This window comes from Kineococcus glutinatus (assembly GCF_039542765.1).
Classification (GTDB): Bacteria; Actinomycetota; Actinomycetes; order Actinomycetales; family Kineococcaceae; genus Kineococcus_A; species Kineococcus_A glutinatus.
Genome location: NZ_BAABIL010000856.1, coordinates 1 through 1,019 on the forward strand (window position 1 = coordinate 1; position 1,019 = coordinate 1,019).

At 79.7% G+C, this 1,019-nt stretch carries 1 protein-coding gene and 1 pseudogene; one reads left to right on the forward strand and one right to left on the reverse strand.

Annotated elements, in window-relative coordinates; translation table 11 throughout:
• Positions 1–223, forward strand: a 223-nt coding sequence (locus tag ABEB16_RS22060) for a hypothetical protein (RefSeq protein WP_345714309.1), incomplete at its 5' end; no start/stop codon positions are given.
• On the opposite strand, the pseudogene ABEB16_RS22065 reads toward ABEB16_RS22060, so the two are convergent.
• Positions 210–1,019 (reverse strand): annotated as a pseudogene (locus ABEB16_RS22065) (hypothetical protein); the annotation flags it as partial. The gene ABEB16_RS22060 and the pseudogene ABEB16_RS22065 sit on opposite strands and share 14 nt — an antisense overlap.

Sequence of the window (1,019 nt, forward strand, 5' to 3'; positions counted from 1 at the left end):
GGAGGCCGCGGCGGACCTGCGCGGCGGCTGGCGGGTGCTGACCCCACCGCTGGCGCTGACCCGGCCGGTGTCGCTGCTGGTGCTGGTGTGGTGGCTGTTCCCCCGCACCCGCTCGCTGGGTGGGCTCCCCCCGACGGGGACGTTGCGCCCGCGACGCGCGGCGCGCCGCCCACCGGACGTCCCCGCCGGCGCGAGCGGGACCGGGCGGCTCAGCGGGCGGTGAACAGCCGCACCGTCCAGTCCGCCAGCTCCACCTCGTCCACCTGCCGGTACCGCGAGCCCAGCAGCTCCAGCTTGCGCTCGTCACCCGCGCCGGCGGCCAGCAGCTCGCCGGGACGGCCCACCACCCACACCCGCCGCGCCCCGGCCAGCGCCGCGGCGATGCCGTCCGGATCCCGCTCCAGGCCCACCAGGGTCGCCGAGCGCACCGGGTCCACCGCCAGCGCCACGTCCCGCACCGCCGACAGCTGCCCCGGGTACAGCTGCGCGAGGACCCGGTAGCGGTACTCCCCGTCGGGCACGTACAGCACCGCGTCCCCGGGCTGCGCCCGCTGCGCCACCACCCGCGCCGCGCCCCGCATGTCCTCCCCGTGCCCGACCGGTCCCCGCACCGACACCTGCCGGGGCAGGCCCGTGACGGCCAGGGCCCCCACCAGCAGCACCGGCACGCCGGCGCGCAGCAGCCGCGGCCCCACCGCCAGCGCCGCCACCCCCGCCAGCAGCAGGCACAGCCCCGGCAGCGTCGGCACCAGGTACCGCGTCGTCCAGAACGGCCGCAGCTGCGACAGCGCCCACAGCAGCGGCAGCGGCACCAGCCCCCACGCCGCCCCGAGCAGCGCCAGCCGCCGGTACCGGCCCGCGGCCAGCGCCAGCACCGCCGCGCCCAGCAGCAGCACGGCCCCCGCGCGGGAACCGGCGGTGACGACGACCTGCCCGCTCAGCTCGTGCGCGGCCGGCGGCAGCAGGAACGCCACCTGCCCGCTCTGCCGGTGCGCGGCCACCAGCAGCGGCGCCGCCCA